Genomic DNA, 15,789 nt, shown 5'->3' on the forward strand with positions numbered 1-15,789 from the left:
AGGACCTGATGAGCCTGGACATAACCACGCTGCAGGAATGGGTTGGACGCACACACACGGTCGAGGACATTGTCACCCCGCGCCTGCTGGCCAGCTTTGGCGCCACGCTTGGGGACCACGCGGCGCAGACTGCCGAGGGCGCGGCCCCGCCAGGACTGCACTGGTGCCTGACGCCGGACATTGCCGCCATGCGTGAACTCGGACCTGACGGGCACCCGGCCAAAGGCGGCTTCCTGCCACCGGTGCCGCTTCCGCGCCGCATGTGGGCTGCCAGCGACGTGCGTTTCATGGCGACGATCCGCTCCGGCGACCCCATCCGCCGCCGCTCGACATTGACCGCCATAGAGGAGAAGCATGGCCGCAGCGGCCCCCTCACCTTCGTCACGGTCCGGCACGACATTGCCAACGATTCCGGTCCGGTGATCGAGGAGGACCAGACCATCGTCTATCGCGCCGCCGAAGCTGCTGCGGCGACCCCTGCCCCGCCGGCCAATTCGCCCCTGGCCGCATCGCACGAGCGCACGATCAACGTCGATCCCGTGCTGCTCTTTCGATATTCCGCGCTGACGTTCAACGGGCACCGCATCCACTATGACGCGCCCTACGCCACGACGGTCGAGCACTATTCCGGGCTCGTCATCCATGGCCCGTTGCAGGCGACGCTGCTGATGAACTTCGCCACCGCCATTGCCGGCACGTCGCCGCGCCGTTTCTCGTTCCGCGGCGTGCATCCCGCGACCGGCCCGCAGCGCCTGCTTTTGAGCGCAACATCCCGAGGCCAAGATGGCATGGCCCTCGAGGTACGGTCGGCCGACGGCCATGTGACGGTGAAGGCCACGGCGCAATGGTGAGCTTCGTCACGCCTGTGGTGCCGCTCTTCGTACCCGGCTCGCGGCCGGAGCGCTTTGCCAAGGCCGACAGCAGCGGCGCGGATGCGGTCATTCTCGACCTCGAGGATGCCGTCGCCCCTGGCGACAAGGAGCGCGCCCGGGAAGCAGTCGTTGCCCATGCAGCCGTGCTGACATCCGCGGTCGTGGTTCGCATCAACGCCGTCGGCACACCCTGGCACGAAGTGGATATCGATGCCGTGCGGCGCCTCGACGGCGTCTCCGTCATGCTGCCCAAGGCCGAGCGGCCGGAAGACATTACTGATATGACCAGGCACATGGCACGCAGCGTTTCCGTCATCGCGCTGGTCGAGAGTGCTGTCGGCCTTGCCAATCTGCCGGACATATTGGCCACGCCCGGCGTCGTTGCCGTCGCCTTCGGCTCGGTCGACTTCTCGCTCGATCTCGGTTGCGCGCATGATCGGCTGATCCTGCTTGCGGCTCGCAGCGAAATCGTCTGGCGCTCGCGCGCCGCTGGCCGGGCCGCGCCGATCGACGGCGTAACGACCGACCTGAGCAATCCTGAAATCACGGAGGATGACGCCCGCCACGCCATGAAGATGGGTTTTGGCGGCAAGATGGCCATCCATCCGAGGCAGATCGAGCCGATTCGCAATGGCTTTCGCCCGAGCGAAAATGACATCACATGGGCACGCGACATCATTGGCGCGGCCTCATCAGGCGAAGCCAGCCAGGTGAACGGCGAGATGGTGGATCGGCCGGTCATCGAACGTGCAAGGCAGGTCCTGCGCCGGGCCGCTTTGGTCTAAAGGGCATGCCAGAGGAGGAGCAACAGATGAGCACGGACACCGCCGATTGGCCGACCGCCAGGCTCTGCTCGTTCATCGCCGAACTCGACTTCGAACAGATCCCGCCGCGCGTCGTTCATTTCGCGAAAGGACTGATGATCGACTGGCTCGGCTCGGCGCTGGCCGGCAAGGGTGCGCACCAGGTCGAGATCATCGACGGCTTTGCGCGTGCCATGGGGCCGGCGGACGGCCCAAGCACCATCATCCCGACGCGGCGGCGCACAAGCCCCTATTTCGCGGCGATGGTCAATGCGGCGGCCTCCCATATCGTGGAACAGGACGACGTTCACAACGGCTCGGTCTTTCACCCGGCGGCCGTGATCTTTCCGGCGGTCCTGGCGGTTGCCGAGGCTGAGGGGAAGACCGGCCGCGACGTCCTGACTGCCTGCATCGCCGGCTATGAAGTGGGCATCCGCGTAGGAGAATTCCTCGGACGCTCGCACTACGAGATATTCCACACCACCGGCACCGCTGGCGCTGTCGCCGCGGCCGCGGCGGTCGGCAGATTGATCGGACTGGACGCAGCCGGTCTCAACCATGCTCTCGGCTCCGCCGGCACCCAGGCGGCAGGGCTCTGGGAATTCTTGCGCGATGCCGCCGATTCCAAGCAGCTTCATACGGCGCGAGCCGCCGCCAACGGCCTGTTTTCTGCCTATCTGGCACGCGATGGCTTCAAGGGGGCCGCGCAGATCCTCGAAGGGAAAAAGGGCATGGCTTCAGGCATGTCCAGCGACGCCGATCCGGCCCGCCTGACGGACGGCCTCGGCAGCCGTTGGGCAACCGAGGAGACCTCCTTCAAATGGCACGCCGCCTGCCGGCACACCCATCCGGCCGCTGATGCGCTGCAGCTTCTCATGCGCGGCGAGGGGCTCGGTCCGGACGACATCGCTGATGTGGTAACCCATGTCCATCAGGGAGCCATCGATGTCCTGGGCGCGGTGGTCATTCCACAAACCGTCCACCAGGCGAAGTTCTCCATGGGCACAGTGTTGGGCCTCATCGCCGTCCATGGCGTCGCCGATCTCGACGCGTTCGAACACCAAGCACTTGCCGACACGCGCGTCGCCCGTTTCCGCGCCAAGGTGCGGATGGAGTTCGACGCCGAGATCGACAGACTTTATCCCAAGCAATGGGTCGGCAAGGTGAGCGTCACGACCGTTGACGGCCGCAAATTCAATGCCCGCGTCGACGAGCCCAAGGGAGATCCCGGCAACACCCTTTCGAAACAGGAACTGGAAGCCAAGGCTGTACGCCTCGCTGAATTCCGAGGCGGCGCCACCGCCGACGAGATGCGCGCGTGTATAGCCCGCATCTGGAGACTCGATCAGCCCGGAAGCACGGCGCATATATTTGCTGAGAGTTAGCCCGCTATCGCGCCGAAGGACTGCATCCGCCCGAACGGATGGAGAATTGCCCGCGGCCGGTCGTGCTATGGGGCGTGCGCAGGAGCGACCGCAGTTGACTTCAGAGGCGATGTCAGCTTTCGGGAGATCACCCAGTGTCGAACGGCCGACTTGAAGCGCATTGCTGCCATTTGCGAAGATTGAACAAACGCTACTGAATTTGGGTCGTCAATTGCGAACGAGCGCATAACGGGCAGTTCGATTCCTTTCGCGCCGCCCTGTGTTGTAAAGCAGTTTGACGATAATGGTGGGCCCGGAGGGCATATTAAAATCCTTGGTTTTGTTGAGTTTTTCGTGGGCCAGAATCTGAAAGCTTCCCGTATCGTTTCGTATGCTCCCGCGACCCCAAACTGCCGACCATAGCTGACCTCGTTTTACGAACGTTGGGAGCAGGGTCCAGAACGGCGGAAATGGGGCCGGAACCTGACTGACAGCTTCGCGACTTCGGGATGGCCCTAGCGGACGTTTTACAAGTCTGGCATGTCCCATCGGAGACTCGACGACGTCGCTAGGCGAGAAGCGCCGAAACGCTTGTCCAATTATCCCCGGCCCGTTCCGCTTCGATCGCCTCATCAGGAGGCCTCTGGTCGCGCACCAACTTGACGATCTGTTAGCCATGGCAATTGTCGACTAGTATACTTAGCTGGAGTGTTCATGCTGAGGTTCTTGTCAGCGCGCCGCAGTCGCTAGAAATCCGGCCGGGCGCCATGCCACAGCCCGGCGCCAGCGAAGTGGTCGTTCACGTCAGCCGTGCCGGCATCTGTGGCTCCGACATTCACATCCTGCATGGCTCCAATCCGTTCGCCGTTCTATCCGCGCGTCATCGGCCATGAGTTCGCGGGCACCGTCACCGCGCTCGGACGCCATGTGACCGGCGTTGCCGTGGGAGGAGGCCGCGCGGTGGTCGACCCCGTGGTGTCGTGCGGCCACTGCTATCCCTGCCGGATCGGCCGTTCCAATGTCTGCGCCCACCTCGAAGTGATCGGCGTCCATCGCGACGGCGGTTTCCGTAACTTCGTCGCCGTCCCGGCGCATAATGCCATTCCAATTCCGGCCGACATGCCGTTCAGTCTGGCGGCGCTGGCCGAACCGATTTCGATTGCCGCCAACGTCCTCGACCGCACCGGCTGTGGCTCTGTGATACTGCTGATCAGGGTGCCGGAACCGTCGGCGTCACGGTGCTGCAGGTTGGCAAAATGCATGGTGCCCGCTGCATCGTGGCCGACATCGATGAAGCTCGCCTCGAGCGGGCGCTACGCTTCGGTGCCGACAAGGTGATCCACTCCGTGCGCGATCCCGTGCCGGCTCGCGCCTGAATCGCCGGCTGTTGCCACGCGTCGTCGAATGGCTGGCCGACAAGCGGCTCGATCCGCAAGGCATGATCAAGTAGCCTATAACTCATTGAAATTGCATTAAAATATCCCTATAGTCCCAAAAGAGACCGACACCAGAGCCGTCAAAAAATTACGCTTTTGGTTTTAAAGGGAATTCGCCGCAAAGAATTTTCGAGGGTTCACCAACTATCGGGACCAATCGGGCGATTTTTGTACCTCACGACGTTCGACGGCCTGCCCAAGCCGTTTAAAGAAGTACCGTCACCGCTCCAATAAGGCATTGGCATGGGCCATAACGATCGACAAGCAACCGGTGTCGCACACACCCTGCAGCGGGTGGTGTGTTGCGACCGCGCTGGCATCCACTCGATTTTTGCTGAAATTCCGGCTAGCTTGGCGACAGATGGCTCAATTTCTGGTCGGTGAATCACAATGAGACCGCCCGTCAAGAGAATAATGGGCGGCACCTTTGGTCCCGAGGCGAGTGCAATGGCGCACGAATGAATTCTACAACAATGCGCCGTGCGACGCCAGCTACCTTGCCCTTTCGTATACGATCAAGCAATTGGCTATATGGGCAAGATAGGGGAATTTCACCTTTACCAGTCCGGATCGGAATCAAAAGGGATGATTTCTGCCGATTTTTTTGACATCGCTTTCCTCCTCGATCCATCCCACAATACAACAGGAAGTCTCTGCTCACACCCGCGCGGCGATATCCGCCACCCATCTAGTTCCGGACTCGCGATCAGAAAGCATATCTGAACGGCATTCCATAGAAGCAATATAAATTGAAAATTGCGGCCAAACCCAGGATGGTTTCGAAGCCGGCGGGCCACTCACGGTCTCAAGGCGAGAATTTAAGAGACGTTCAAGAATGACCCAGCACGCAGAAAACGCTCGAATTCTCATGTACAGCCACGACACGTTCGGGCTCGGCCACTTGCAGCGCTGCCGGACTATCGCGCATTCGCTGGTCGAGGATTTCCGTGGGCTTCAGGTGCTTATCATTTCGGGTGCGACTATCGCCGGCGCCTTCGACTACCGCGCCCGTGTCGACTTCGTGAAGATCCCCAGCGTCATCAAGTTGCGCAACGGCGAATACACCTCGTTGGAAAAGGACATCGATCTGCATGAGACGCTAAGGATGCGTCAGTCGATCATTCGCCACACAGCCGAGACCTTCCGGCCGGATATCTTCATCGTCGACAAGGAACCGCTCGGCCTGCGCGGTGAGATTGAGGACACGCTGTCCTACCTCAAGACGCGGGGCACCACGCTGGTGCTTGGCCTGCGCGAGGTGATGGATGCACCGCATCTGCTCGAAGCAGAGTGGGCGCGCAGGGATGTGATGCGCAAGATAGGCCTGTTCTACGACAAGGTCTGGGCCTATGGCCCGCCGGATTTCTACGATCCATTGACCGGCTTGGATGTGCCGCCGGCTGTCAGGGCAAAAATGAGATTCGTCGGTTTCCTGCAACGGAGCCTGCAGCGGAACCAGTTGCCCGGCCACCGGCCAGAGGGCGACTATATCCTGGTTACCACCGGTGGCGGCGGCGACGGCGCCGAATTGATTCACGACGTCATCGATGCTTATCAGCACGATCCGAAATTGCAGCACAAGGCGCTGATCGTGCTTGGGCCTTACATGCCGGCTCGCAAGCGCAACAAGTTGCTGAAGAAGGGGGCCACGATCCCCTACATCAAGATTATCGAGTTCGACAACCGCATGGAAGACCTGATTGCCGGCGCCAAGGCGGTAGTGGCGATGGGCGGTTACAATACTTATTGCGAGATACTATCTTTCGACAAGCCGGCGCTCATCGTGCCGCGCATCGAACCCCGCCAGGAACAACTGATCCGCGCGCGGCGCGCAGCCGAACTGGGCCTCGTCGAAATGCTTTTGCCGGAGGAAGCCAAGGACTCCCAGCGATTTGCCGATGCACTGGTGGCGCTGCCGAATCGGCCTCGTCCATCCCAGAGTAATCCACATCTGACCCTGGAAGGGCTCCCTCATATTTCCGAAATCGTCGCGGAATTGCTCGACCGGCAGGCTGGCCCTCACCTTTCGGTTATTGAAGGCATGAACTGAGTTGCAACATCGCAAGATCGTCGTGGTTCTGAAGGGTTATCCGCGGCTGTCGGAAACCTTCATCGCGCAGGAACTGCTCGGACTGGAGCGTGCGGGGTTCGATCTGATACTCGTTGCGCTCAGGCGGCCGACCGACGCAAAACGCCACCCCGTGCATGACGAGATCAAAGCGCCCGTCCATTATCTGCCGGAATATCTGCATGAAGAGCCGCTGCGCGTGGTTCGCTCGCTTTCTGCTTGTTTGCTGCGGCCGGGCTTCTGGCGTGCACTGGGATCGCTGGCCGTCGATATGCCGCGCGACTTTACGCGCAATCGCGCGCGCCGTTTCGGGCAAGCGCTCGTGCTAGCGGCCGAATGGCCCGAAGACGCGGTATGGCTGCATGCGCATTTCGCGCACACGCCGGCATCGGTGACGCGCTATGCCAGCCAGCTTCTTGGTCTGCCCTGGAGCTGCTCGGCCCATGCCAAGGACATCTGGACTTCGGCGGATTGGGATCTGGCCAGCAAGCTTTCCTCGGCGCGCTGGACGGTAACTTGCACGAAAACCGGCTTCGACCGTCTGAAAAAACTCGCCGACGGCAACTCGTCAGTGCATTTGAGCTATCATGGGCTCGACCTTGATCGCTTCGGCATTTTCGGCGAGGCACGAAAACAGCATGACGGCTCGGCGCCGGACGAACCGGTTATCGTTCTGAGTGTCGGGCGCGCCGTTGCAAAGAAAGGTTACGACACCTTGCTGGAGGCCCTTGCCCTCTTGCCCGGTGATTTAGCGTGGCGTTTCGAGCATATTGGCGGCGGCGAGGAACTGGAACGGCTCAAGGCGTTGGCGCAAAAGCTCGGACTGGATGGTCGCATCTCTTGGAAAGGCGCGCTCGCGCAGGAAGAGGTGCTTGAGCACTACCGCCGCGCCGATATCTTCGCCCTGGCCTGCAGGATCACCGCAAATGGTGACCGCGATGGTCTGCCGAATGTTCTGGTGGAGGCGGCCAGCCAGCGGCTTGCCTGCGTGTCGACCGATATTTCCGGCGTGCCGGAGCTTTTATCGCCGGATGAAACCGGGCTGCTGGTTCCGACGGAAAACCCAATTGCCCTGGCACAGGCGCTGGAGCGGCTGATCCGTGATCCCGTGCTGCGTGCCCGCCTCGGCGACACCGCAGAGGCGCGCGTGCGCGGCAATTTCGATCACATAGCAAGCATTGGACAGCTCAAGGAGCTGTTCGAACGGGAGTGGCGGGCCGCCGAATGAAGCGGCTGCGCGCGTTCTTCTATGTCCAGCACCTGCTCGGCATCGGCCATCTCGCGCGCTCCAGCCGCGTCGCGGCGGCTCTGGTCGATGACGGGTTTGACGTAACCATCGTCACTGGCGGAGCGCCGGTCGCGGGGTTTCCGGGATTGGGGGCAATATCTGTAACCCTGCCATCTGTCACCTCCGGTGATGAAGGATTTTCCGGTCTTGTCGACCTGCAGGGCAAGCCCATCGACGATGATTTCAAGAAACGGCGTTCAGAGATGCTGCTGCAGGCATTCCGGGATTGCAGGCCTGATATCGTCATTGTCGAGGCGTTTCCATTTGGGCGCCGGCAGATGCGTTTCGAACTCTTGCCGCTGATCGAGGCCATCGACGCGGCGTCGCCCAGACCGCTGCTGGTGACGTCAGTCCGTGATATCCTTCAGGAGCGCGTCAAGCCGGGCCGAAACGAGGAAACGGTCGATCTCGTTAACAGGCATTTTGACCTTGTCATGGTCCATGGCGATCCGGCTTTCGCAACCATCGACAAGACATTTCCACTGGCGGGAGCGATCAGGGCCGAGGTTGCGTACACGGGGCTCGTTGCCGCGCCACCAGCGCCCGCGGCCTCCGAGCGTTTCGACGTTGTGGTGTCGGTTGGCGGCGGGGCCGCCGGAAAGAGCCTTGTCCGGTCCACCATCGCATTAGCGCGGAATGCCGACAACGCCTGGAAATGGTGTCTGATCACCGGCCCAAACCTGCCGAAGGACGAATTTGACGCGATTACACGCGATGCGACGCCGCGCCTGTCCATCTTCCGGTTTCGCGAGGATTTCGCCAGCTTGCTGACCGGCGCCCGCCTGTCGGTCTCGCAGGCGGGTTACAACACTGTCTGCGATGTCCTGCGCGCGCGCTGTCGCTCGCTGCTCGTTCCCTTTGCAGCCGGCGGGGAAACGGAACAGACGGTTCGAGCCCTTATGCTCGAAGAGCTCGGCCTTGCAACGGTGCGGATGGAAAAGGACCTGACGCCTGAGTGTCTGGCGCAAGCGATCGAACAGGCGCTTGCGGGACCGGCGCCAGCGGCGCATCGTCTCGATCTGGAAGGCGCCCGTCACTCTGCGCAAATCCTGCGCGAGCGGCAACGAACCTGGTCCTCGAAATCCTAACGCAGGTCGCATCTCGTTGGATTCGCGAAACGCGCTTCAAACAGTTCCAATCAGCATGAAGCGCGTATATTTTTTTGTCGGCAGTTCGCCGGAGAACCTGATCTCCCGTAGCGCCGCCATTGCTTCGAAGGCTGCAAGCGAAGCCACGCAGTTGATGTGCGTCGGCTCGCTGAAGTAATCGTTCGATTGCAGCAGCACATTCGTGCCCCGCGGAAGCAGGGCAAGCCAGGCACCCAGCTCGGCTATGTGTTCGCAGCTCGTATTGACCACTAGGTCGGGCCGCCCGGCGGCATAGTCGAGTGCGTACATATCTTCCGTCAGCGCCCGGAAGCGGTCGCCGGCTTCCCGGTTGAGGGTCCGGGCGACCGGCCCGACTTCCGGATCGATGTCGATGCTGTCGATCGCCGCAATGTCGAAACGGGCGTCGTTGAAAAGCATTGCCGGCAATACGCCGTACCATCCACCCAGCACCCATATACGCCCGAACCGGCCGCCGCAGCTTCCAAACAGCTCGTCGAGCGCCCACATCTTGCAAGCGACCTGCTTGTGGTTGAAGGCGTTGGCGATGTCGGCCGTCGGATGCTTGGCGATGACGCGCGCCAGCCCGGCGACGAGAGGGTGGTCGACATAGGCGGCAATTCCCCGGGCGAGATCCAAGGCTTGTTCGTGCCCGCCGGCATTGCGTGCTTGTGTGACATCCATCATATTCGTCCTCTATGTTGGGATTTCGGGCGACACAACGCAATATTGCCTCACGCGAGCCTGTTCGACTTGCGGATAAGACGATGCCGCCAGCCGTTTCGCCGTTGCACGGTGGCGAAGGGGGCCGATTGCGTCTGTCCCGACCAGCGGCGTCCATCCGCGAAGACATTGCCGATACATCGTTTGCCAGCAGGTGCTTTCACCGCCTGCATCCTCCAAACTGACAGTCGCATATGGAACCCAGCCTAGCCCGCTATATCTGGACGCACACCCGGAAGCAGCAGATCTGGATATTGATGATCGTCCTGCTTTCGATGATCCCATATTTCATGTCCTTCGACCTGCCGAAGCTGATCGTCAACGGCCCGATCCAGGGGAAGGGGTTCGAGCAACCCGGCACGACCCTGCCCTTCATGAGATTGCACTATAACCTGCCGTTCATTGGCGAGGTCCAGTTCTTCTCCGGTTTTCAGCTTGACCGCAAGGAGACGCTGCTTGCCCTGTGCCTTGTGTTCCTCTTGCTGGTCGTCATCAACGGCCTGTTCAAACTCTACATCAACACCTACAAGGGCCGCCTCGGCGAACGCATGCTGCGGCGTATTCGCTTCGATCTGATCGATCGTGTGCTGCGGTTTCCGCCGATTTACTTCAAGCGGGTGAAATCCGCCGAAGTGGCGACCATGGTGAAGGATGAGGTGGAGCCGCTGGGCGGCTTTATCGGCGATGCCTTCCTGCAGCCGGTGCTGCTCGGCGGCCAGGCGCTGACGGCCATGCTGTTCATCATGGTCCAGAACGTCTGGCTCGGAATGATAGCGGTGGTGATCGTGATCATCCAGATCGTACTCATCCCGCGGATGCGGCGGCGGCTGCTCGTGCTTGGGCGCCAACGGCAGTTGACGGCGCGCGCGCTTTCTGGCCGGGTTGGCGAAATCGTTGACGGCATCGGCGCGGTTCACGTCCACGATACGTCGAACTACGAGCGCGCCGACATAGCTGCTAGGCTAGGGCTCATCTTCAAGATCCGCTTCGATCTTTACCAATGGAAATTCATGGTAAAGTTCCTCAACAATTTTCTCGCACAGCTCACGCCCTTTCTGTTCTACATGATCGGCGGGTATCTGGTCATCGGGGGCCGGCTGGACGTCGGCCAACTCGTGGCGGTGATCGGAGCCTACAAGGACCTGCCCGGACCGATGAAGGAACTGATCGACTGGGATCAGGATCGGCAGGATGTCCAGGTCAAATATCAGCAGGTCGTTGAACAGTTCACCGTCGAGGATATCATTGCGCCGGGAATCGCGGCACTGACGATCGACGATCCCGGTCCGATGACAAACCCGCTGTCGGCGGTCGGTCTCTCCATGGCAGACGATGGCGGTGCAATGCTCCTCAACCGTGTCTCCATGCAGGTCAAGCCGGCTGAGACGGTGGCGCTGGTCAGCACCCCGACAGGCGGAGCGGAGGCGCTAGCAGAAGCCTTCGCGCGTCTGAACTGGCCAGAGAGTGGAAAGGTCGCTTCGGGCGCCGATGACCTGCTTGAACTCCCCGAAGCCGTGACCGGCCGGCGCATGTCTTACGCCTCGTCGGATGTTTTCCTGTTCCAAGCAAGCCTGCGCGATAACCTGCTCTACGGGTTGAAGCATGCACCGCTGACATCGGTGACTTATGACGGCGCCGCGGCAGACCAGCAGCGCTGGAATATGGACGAGGCGCGCCGGTCGGGCAATCCGGATTTCGACGTCCATAGCGACTGGATCGACTATGCTTCCGCCGGTGCTACCGGCCCGCACGACCTCTTTGAAGCGGTGCGCCGGGTGCTCGACGCGGTTCTTCTGTCGCGCGACATTCTGGATCTTGGCTTGCGCTCTTCGGCCGACCTCACGCGTCACACGAAGCTCGCCGGGCGGATCGTCGAACTGCGTGCAGCGCTGCGAACCCGGCTGGAACAGGAAGGGCTGCGCGAACTGGTGGTTCCTTTCGAGCCGGGCGCTTACAACACGGAAGCGACGATCGGCCAGAACTTGCTTTTCGGCGCCGCCGCCGGCCCCGAACTGGCCGACAAGGCTCTGGCGGCCAATCCCTACTTTGCTTCCGTGCTGAAGCAGGCCGGCCTCGACAGCACGCTCTACGAGATGGGCATGGAGATCGCCGAACAGGCGATCGAGCTGTTTGCCGACCTGCCGCCAGATCACCAGTTCTTCCAGCAGCTCGCCTTCATGAGCGCCGAGGAGATCCCCGCCTACGAGACCTTGCTGCAGCGGCTCAAGAACCGCCCCTACGAGGCGGTTTCGGAGGCCGACCGCGCCATGATCATCACCTTGAGCTTTGCCTATATCGAGCCCCGGCACCGCTTCGGCCTGCTGACCGACGAGTTGATGAGCAAGATCGTCGCCGCACGCAACCAGTTCTATGAAAACCTGCCGCCCGAACTGCACAACGCGATCGAACGGTATGATCCTGCCAAATACATTGCCGCGGCCACCGTCATGGACAATGTCCTATTCGGCCGTGTGGGAAACAACCATCCCGACGCCCCGGACCGCATACGCTCCATCGTCTATGACATTCTTGACGAGCTGGGGCTCTATGCCGAGCTTCTGGATGTCGGCCTGGACTTCAACGTCGGCGCCGGTGGAAGGCGGCTGACCGGCGGACAGCGACAGAAGCTCGATGTTGCCCGGGCTCTGCTCAAGCGTCCCGATTTTCTCATTCTCAACCGGCCGCTGTCGGCGCTCGACCAGCGCATTCAGGACAAGGTGCTGCGAAACGTGCTCGAGGAAGCCAGACGCGACGGCCATTCGCCGGCAATTGTGTGGGTCGTGACGAGTCCGGCAATGGCGATGATGTTCGATCGCGTTATGGTCTTTGACTCGGGTCAATTGGTGGAAGACGGTACACACGAGACACTTTTGGCAGAGAACGGTATCTTCAAGGAACTTCTGTCATAGTCTGGCAGACGCGAATTTAGGAAGGTTTGCGACAATGCTGCTCAAGGATGAAGTTGGAATGCTGCAACGCGTTCCCTTGTTCTCTGGCATTGAGCCGGCAAAGCTCAAGCTGCTCGCGTTCACATCCGATCGCGTGAATTACAGCGCCGGCCAGATTCTTTTCCGGCAGGGCGACGAGGCAGACGCTGCCTATGTCATCCTTTCAGGCAGGGCGGATATTCTGGTCGATTCCGACAGCGGGCCGATGAAAGTTGCCGAACTGCTGCCAAATTCGATTGTCGGCGAGATCGCCATATTGTGCAACAGCTCCCGCACTGCCACCGTCAGCGCGGCAAGTGATCTGGAGGCCTTGAGAATCCGCAAGGATCATTTCCTGAGGCTTATGAAGGAGTTCCCGGAAATGACCATCGAGATATTGCGGGTTCTTGCCGATCGGCTAAGCCATACGACCGCGGATCTGATCGACGCACGAAGCGCCTAGAGCTATGATGGGCGAAAGGTAGCATGGACGACGATTTTTTCCTGGTCAGATTTTGGGGCGTGCGCGGCAGCATTGCTGTATCCGGGCCAGAATTCGCTCGCTATGGCGGCAACACAATCTGCATTGAGATGCGATGCGGCAAGCATACGCTTCTGTTCGACGCAGGCTCTGGCCTGCGGCCTGCCGGCAAGGCGCTTCAGGCGTCGGATGTGACCGATTTCGACCTGCTTTTCACCCATTGCCATTACGATCACATCATCGGGCTGCCGGCTTTTGCGCCTATCTTCGACCCGAGCGTCAAGCTTACGCTTTGGTCCGGGCATCTTGCAGGACGCATGACGACCCGGCAGATTATCGATGAGTTCATACGGCCGCCGTGGTTTCCGGTGAAAATGAACGTCTGCAAGGCAAATCTCGACTGCCGCGATTTCGTATCCGGAGACGTGCTTCGGCCGCGCGAAGGGGTGGTGGTTCGGACCGGCAGTCTCACCCATCCGGGAGGCTGCATAGGCTACCGGATCGAATGGGGCGGCCGCGTCGTGGCGGTGATCACCGACACCGAGCACGAGCCGGACAAACTCGATCAGTCGGTGCTCGACCTGATCGAAGATGCCGACCTCGTCATTTACGATTGCACCTACACCGAGAAGGAAATGGAACGCCGCCGCGGTAACGGTCACTCGACATGGCAACAGGGCGTCAAGCTCTGTGAGGCGGCCGGTGCACGGGCGCTTGCACTGTTTCACCACGATCCGACACGCACCGACGAGCAACTGGACGAGATGGAGAAGCTGGCCAAGGACAGGTTTGCCGGCGCTTTTGCCGCGCGGGATGGCCAGATGCTCAAGTTCCCGGTCTCATCGCACAGAAAGCGCTGAGCTATTTTCCTTTACCCGCGTGGCGCCCGATCAATGTCCTGATCGGAAGCCATGCACAGGGTTCAGCCTGTGCGGTGACTGTCAACAATCGTTCGAGGAAAAGCCAGGCCGATTCATCATGTACAAGATGGTGGGTGAGCAGGCCGATCGGCTCGCCGTCGGATGCATGCTGCAAGTGTGCGATGATAGCCTGGACCAATACACCATGATCGCGGCAGCCGCGCGTGCCATGCCAATCCATGATGTCGACATTGCTGTTGATGACCGCCAATGAAGCCGGCTTCGGCGGCCCATAGACTGACAAGGCCGCAAAACCTATCGATCCAAGGTCGGATACCACGCCGGCGTCGATCCTGTTCCAGGGCGGCACCAGCATCGGAACGGCACGTGCGCCGTGCAGGCCGGTTACTCGCGACAGTCCGCGAGCCAGATCATCGAGCACCGCCTCGCGTGGCCGATGCGCGCCGAGCTCCTGCTTTTTCTGGTCCTCGGGCGCATGAGTCCGGTGCGCCCAGCCATGGATGGCGACCGTGGCATGCGGGGCCTCGTCGAGCCGGGCGACAAGCTTCGCGTCGGTCAGGGCCGGAATGACGGCCAGAGTGACCGGAACCGCGAATTCACCGGTGAGGTCGAGCAGCCGATCAAGCGCAGGCGTCGGATACACGGCGTCGTCGTCGCGCAGCCAGAACTCCGCCTTTCGGCCCGCCCGTTGCAGGCGCGCCAGCTCTTCCACCAAGGGCTGCCAGATCGGATCGGACGTCATGAGACCGGGACCTTCGCAATAAGTTCGGCCAGACGCGCAGCTGCGCCACCGAGGGAACGTTCTTCGAGAACGAAACGCCGGGCTTCCGCGGCCATGATGGTTCTTTCGTCGTCCCGGGCCAGAAGCCTTTCAATGGCGGAAGCGAACGCCGCGACATCGCCCGGCGGGGTGAGAAACCCGGTCTGGCCATCCCGCACGACCTCCGGCACGCCGGCGATGTCCTGGGCCACCACCGGAAGGCCGGCGGCCTGTGCTTCAAGATAGGCAACGCCGTAGGCCTCGCCATAACCCGGCCAGACATAGATTCCCCCGGTGTAAAGGACATCCGGCACGGCGGCAGGCTCGATCGAGCCGATCCATTCGATACGATCGGCGGGCAAGCCGGCGAATTGCGCTTCGACCTCGTCGCGAGCTGGCCCGTCTCCGACGACCGACATGGTCCAGGGCATATGGCCGATCAAGCCGAGCGCTTGCGCCAGCATGCGATAGCTGCCCAGTTTGTCGCCCGGGCGCATCATGGCGACGGTAACGAGGCGCGTCGGACAACCCCGTGCCGGGATTTCCCGGAATGCCGATATGTCGATGAAGGGCGAAAGCATACCGAAAGCGGCCTTGGGAATAGCATCCGCCAGTCCCTGACGATCCCTTTGGGTGAAGCAGATGTTCAGAGCCGCTTGTTCGATGGCTCGCGCCACCAATGCTTGGCTATCGGCCCACAAGCCGGCATTGCGTCGCCTGGAATAGGAGGCTTCCGCTGTCACATAGGGGACAGCAAAGGCCGACGCCAGCTCCGGCCCGATCAAGTCGGGCGCCTTGTAATAGGGATGGTAGGTGAACCAGAGATCGGGCTTGCCGTCACGATCCCAAAGCTTGGTCAGCCGCGCGGCTTCCTCTGCGGCCTCGATCTTGAGTGCCTCGAAACTTTTCGACTCCGGCTGGCGTAGATAGAAGCGCAACTCAGATGCCAATTCGACGCTATGCCCTCCGTACTCCAGCGCTTTGACAAGCATCCGTGCCATCTGGCGGTCGCCGGAGACAACGGGATGATTGGGTGACTTCAGCGGCGCGTAGAAGGCAATTCGCATCGCGCGACCTATC

Annotated in this window: 13 protein-coding genes; 10 read left to right on the forward strand and 3 right to left on the reverse strand. The window is 61.2% G+C overall.

Annotated elements, in window-relative coordinates; genetic code table 11:
* The first annotated feature begins 8 nt into the window (after positions 1 to 8).
* The 7 genes from NKH95_RS29000 (at position 9) to NKH95_RS29035 (ending at position 8,919) form a co-directional block, all read left to right on the forward strand.
* A complete protein-coding gene (locus NKH95_RS29000) occupies positions 9 to 851 on the forward strand; it encodes an HTD2 family dehydratase (protein ID WP_023809535.1) in 843 nt (280 codons plus the stop codon).
* Positions 845 to 1,657, forward strand: coding sequence for an HpcH/HpaI aldolase/citrate lyase family protein (locus NKH95_RS29005; protein ID WP_023809536.1), 813 nt, complete (start codon positions 845 to 847; stop codon positions 1,655 to 1,657). The genes NKH95_RS29000 and NKH95_RS29005 overlap by 7 nt, the downstream gene beginning before the upstream one ends.
* 26 nt (positions 1,658 to 1,683) lie before the next feature.
* Entirely contained in the window at positions 1,684 to 3,060 is a 1,377-nt protein-coding gene (locus NKH95_RS29010; RefSeq protein ID WP_352894014.1) for an MmgE/PrpD family protein, read from the forward strand.
* A gap of 825 nt (positions 3,061 to 3,885) precedes the next feature.
* Positions 3,886 to 4,377 (forward strand): alcohol dehydrogenase catalytic domain-containing protein, encoded by a 492-nt coding sequence (locus NKH95_RS29020; RefSeq protein WP_023809539.1) that lies wholly within the window; start codon positions 3,886 to 3,888, stop codon positions 4,375 to 4,377.
* A gap of 933 nt (positions 4,378 to 5,310) precedes the next feature.
* On the forward strand, positions 5,311 to 6,525 hold the full coding sequence (locus NKH95_RS29025; RefSeq protein ID WP_128303851.1) for a glycosyltransferase family protein: 1,215 nt from the start codon (positions 5,311 to 5,313) through the stop codon (positions 6,523 to 6,525).
* A gap of 1 nt (position 6,526) precedes the next feature.
* A complete protein-coding gene (locus NKH95_RS29030) occupies positions 6,527 to 7,771 on the forward strand; it encodes a glycosyltransferase (RefSeq protein ID WP_023809541.1) in 1,245 nt (414 codons plus the stop codon).
* Entirely contained in the window at positions 7,768 to 8,919 is a 1,152-nt protein-coding gene (locus tag NKH95_RS29035) for a glycosyltransferase family protein (RefSeq protein WP_023809542.1), read from the forward strand. The genes NKH95_RS29030 and NKH95_RS29035 overlap by 4 nt, the downstream gene beginning before the upstream one ends.
* A 36-nt stretch (positions 8,920 to 8,955) precedes the next feature.
* Here the strand turns inward: NKH95_RS29035 and NKH95_RS29040 are convergent, their stop codons facing one another.
* Positions 8,956 to 9,621 (reverse strand): class I SAM-dependent methyltransferase, encoded by a 666-nt coding sequence (locus NKH95_RS29040; protein ID WP_081734794.1) that lies wholly within the window; start codon positions 9,619 to 9,621, stop codon positions 8,956 to 8,958.
* Positions 9,622 to 9,854: 233 nt separating this feature from the next.
* Here NKH95_RS29040 and NKH95_RS29045 point away from each other — a divergent pair, with 233 nt between their 5' ends.
* Genes NKH95_RS29045 through NKH95_RS29055 form a run of 3 tightly spaced genes read left to right on the forward strand, consistent with a single transcriptional unit; the run spans position 9,855 to position 13,928 of the window.
* Positions 9,855 to 12,569 (forward strand): ABC transporter transmembrane domain-containing protein, encoded by a 2,715-nt coding sequence (locus NKH95_RS29045; protein WP_352894016.1) that lies wholly within the window; start codon positions 9,855 to 9,857, stop codon positions 12,567 to 12,569.
* A 34-nt stretch (positions 12,570 to 12,603) separates the two neighbouring features.
* Positions 12,604 to 13,050, forward strand: coding sequence for a cyclic nucleotide-binding domain-containing protein (locus tag NKH95_RS29050; protein WP_031212612.1), 447 nt, complete (start codon positions 12,604 to 12,606; stop codon positions 13,048 to 13,050).
* 23 nt (positions 13,051 to 13,073) lie between these two features.
* Positions 13,074 to 13,928 (forward strand): MBL fold metallo-hydrolase, encoded by an 855-nt coding sequence (locus tag NKH95_RS29055; protein ID WP_023809545.1) that lies wholly within the window; start codon positions 13,074 to 13,076, stop codon positions 13,926 to 13,928.
* A 1-nt stretch (position 13,929) separates the two neighbouring features.
* Here the strand turns inward: NKH95_RS29055 and NKH95_RS29060 are convergent, their stop codons facing one another.
* Together NKH95_RS29060 and NKH95_RS29065 are read right to left on the reverse strand one after the other, a co-directional pair.
* A complete protein-coding gene (locus tag NKH95_RS29060) occupies positions 13,930 to 14,691 on the reverse strand; it encodes a polysaccharide deacetylase family protein (protein WP_023809546.1) in 762 nt (253 codons plus the stop codon).
* On the reverse strand, positions 14,688 to 15,776 hold the full coding sequence (locus NKH95_RS29065; RefSeq protein WP_023809547.1) for a glycosyltransferase family 4 protein: 1,089 nt from the start codon (positions 15,774 to 15,776) through the stop codon (positions 14,688 to 14,690). The genes NKH95_RS29060 and NKH95_RS29065 overlap by 4 nt, the downstream gene beginning before the upstream one ends.
* Between the last annotated feature and the right edge of the window lie 13 nt (positions 15,777 to 15,789).

The organism is Mesorhizobium sp. M0848 (genome assembly GCF_040319805.1).
Taxonomy (GTDB): domain Bacteria; phylum Pseudomonadota; class Alphaproteobacteria; order Rhizobiales; family Rhizobiaceae; genus Mesorhizobium.

Coding starts and splice junctions, on each gene's coding strand:
- NKH95_RS29000 (WP_023809535.1), top strand. CDS start 9: ATGAGCCTGGACATAACCACGCTGCAGGAATGGGTTGGACGCACACAC.
- NKH95_RS29005 (WP_023809536.1), top strand. CDS start 845: ATGGTGAGCTTCGTCACGCCTGTGGTGCCGCTCTTCGTACCCGGCTCG.
- NKH95_RS29010 (WP_352894014.1), top strand. CDS start 1,684: ATGAGCACGGACACCGCCGATTGGCCGACCGCCAGGCTCTGCTCGTTC.
- NKH95_RS29020 (WP_023809539.1), top strand. CDS start 3,886: ATGGCTCCAATCCGTTCGCCGTTCTATCCGCGCGTCATCGGCCATGAG.
- NKH95_RS29025 (WP_128303851.1), top strand. CDS start 5,311: ATGACCCAGCACGCAGAAAACGCTCGAATTCTCATGTACAGCCACGAC.
- NKH95_RS29035 (WP_023809542.1), top strand. CDS start 7,768: ATGAAGCGGCTGCGCGCGTTCTTCTATGTCCAGCACCTGCTCGGCATC.
- NKH95_RS29040 (WP_081734794.1), bottom strand. CDS start 9,621: ATGGATGTCACACAAGCACGCAATGCCGGCGGGCACGAACAAGCCTTG.
- NKH95_RS29045 (WP_352894016.1), top strand. CDS start 9,855: ATGGAACCCAGCCTAGCCCGCTATATCTGGACGCACACCCGGAAGCAG.
- NKH95_RS29050 (WP_031212612.1), top strand. CDS start 12,604: ATGCTGCTCAAGGATGAAGTTGGAATGCTGCAACGCGTTCCCTTGTTC.
- NKH95_RS29055 (WP_023809545.1), top strand. CDS start 13,074: ATGGACGACGATTTTTTCCTGGTCAGATTTTGGGGCGTGCGCGGCAGC.
- NKH95_RS29060 (WP_023809546.1), bottom strand. CDS start 14,691: ATGACGTCCGATCCGATCTGGCAGCCCTTGGTGGAAGAGCTGGCGCGC.
- NKH95_RS29065 (WP_023809547.1), bottom strand. CDS start 15,776: ATGCGAATTGCCTTCTACGCGCCGCTGAAGTCACCCAATCATCCCGTT.